We start from the raw sequence: 1,784 nt of genomic DNA, 5'->3' as shown, positions 1-1,784 counted from the left end.
GGCCGGCGCGGCGCCGGCGAGCGCGCCCGCGGCGGCGCCGCCGAAGCCGAGCACCAGCGCGCCGACCGCGCCGGCCCGGACCACGCCGCGCCGGGAGATCTCGGTGTCGACCACGTCGCCGAAGTACGGGTTGTCGGTCGGGTTCGGCACCGGGTGGTCACACGCGTTGCCGCACCGGTACAGACAGGTCATCGCGTCGCGGCTGCCGTGGCGGGTGCCACCCAGCAGCGGAAGCAGGCGAGGCCGGTCGCTCATGAGGTGGAGCCTCCTGATCTCAACGTCGGAAGGCGCGCGGGCGAGACGGCCCGGGCGCTCACCCGCCGGACGCTGCCAGGGCACGGTGAGCGGGGATCGGCCCGGACCTGAACCGGACGTGAACAGCTCCGCGTTGACCTGCGGATGAACCGTTCGGCGTCACGGCACGTATGGAAGGGCGAACGCATCGCCGGTTTCCCCGCCGCCGGAAGCGAGGTACCGCCATCAGCGACCACGACGCCCAACTGCTGCGCGCGCTGCACGACGAGCATGCCGACGCGTTGTACGCGCACGCCCTGCGGCTGGTCAACGGCGATCGGCCCCGGGCCGAGGACCTGGTGCAGGAGACGCTCCTGCGCGCCTGGCGGCACCCCGAGTCGCTGGACCCGCGACGCGGCTCGGTACGCGCCTGGCTGTTCACCACCGCGCGGAACCTGGCGATCGACGCCTGGCGGCGGCGCTCGGCCCGCGTCGGCGAGGTCTACACGGACGAACTGCCCGAGACCGCCGAGACGGTCGACGAGACGGAGCGCGCGGTGGAGGCGTGGACCGTGGCCGAGGCGCTCAACCGGCTCAGCCCGACCCACCGGGAGGTGCTCGTCGAGTGCTTCTACCAGGGACGTTCGGTGGCGGAGGCGGCGGCACGGCTGGGCGTACCGCCGGGGACGGTGAAGTCGCGTACCCACTACGCGCTGCGCTCACTACGGTTGGCGCTGGCCGAGATGGGGGTGACCGGGTGACACGCTGCGAGTTCGCGCACGACGACGGGGCGTACGTGCTCGGTGCCCTCGCCCCGGCGGACCGGGTCGCCTACGAGCGGCACCTGGCCGGGTGCGCGCAGTGCCGGGAGGCGGTGGCCGAGATCGCCGTGCTGCCCGGCCTGCTGGGGCGGCTCGACCCGGCCGGGCTGGAGCAGTTCCTGGAGGTCGGGCCGGAGACGTCGCGGGTGCCCGCGCTGCTCGACGCCGCGCGCGAGCGCAAGCGCCGCGAGCGGTCCCGCTCCCGCCGACGGTACGCGCTGACAGCGCTCGCCGCCGCCGCGCTCGCGGTGCTGGCGGGCGTCGGGGTGGGACTCGTGCAGTCGCCGGCCGAGCCGTCGAAGCCGCCGGTGGCGCTGGCCTCGATGCGGCCGGTGGCCGGGACGGTGCCGGTGCACGCCGAGGTGGGGCTGACCGAGACGCCGTGGGGCACCGAGGTCACCATGCACTGCGGGTACGACAGGCGGGCCGGGCACCGGGAGGCGTACACGTTCCGGCTGGTGGCGCACGGCCCGGACGGCGCGACGGAGCAGATCGGCTCGTGGCTCGCCGCCCCCGGTGACGACCTGCGCTTCTCCGGCGTCACCCGCTTCACCAAGGGCGAGCTGGTCCGCCTGGAGCTGCTCCGAGGAACAAACGCCCCCGTCCTGGCCTACGACCTGCGCTGACCCTGCCCGCCCGCTCTCCCCGTTGATCTTGCACTTGTGGCCCTCGGTGCGGGTGGTTCGCCCCTTTCGCCGGGGCGGTAAGTGCAAGATCAGCGGGACGGGG

2 protein-coding genes and 1 pseudogene are annotated in these 1,784 nt (G+C 74.6%); 2 read left to right on the top strand and 1 reads right to left on the bottom strand.

The window, feature by feature from the left end:
* A pseudogene (locus ABD52_RS37125) lies at positions 1 to 255 on the bottom strand (phosphatase); the annotation flags it as partial.
* A 170-nt stretch (positions 256 to 425) separates the two neighbouring features.
* Between ABD52_RS37125 and ABD52_RS37120 the strand changes: the two are divergent.
* Entirely contained in the window at positions 426 to 995 is a 570-nt protein-coding gene (locus ABD52_RS37120; RefSeq protein ID WP_013283619.1) for a sigma-70 family RNA polymerase sigma factor, read from the top strand.
* A complete protein-coding gene (locus tag ABD52_RS37115; RefSeq protein ID WP_013473563.1) occupies positions 992 to 1,681 on the top strand; it encodes an anti-sigma factor in 690 nt (229 codons plus the stop codon). The genes ABD52_RS37120 and ABD52_RS37115 overlap by 4 nt, the downstream gene beginning before the upstream one ends.
* The last annotated feature ends 103 nt before the right edge of the window (positions 1,682 to 1,784 follow it).

The sequence above is a fragment of the Micromonospora sp. RV43 genome, assembly GCF_001029515.1.
Taxonomy (GTDB): Bacteria; Actinomycetota; Actinomycetes; order Mycobacteriales; family Micromonosporaceae; genus Micromonospora; species Micromonospora aurantiaca.
This window is presented reverse-complemented; position numbering and strand designations above follow the sequence as displayed.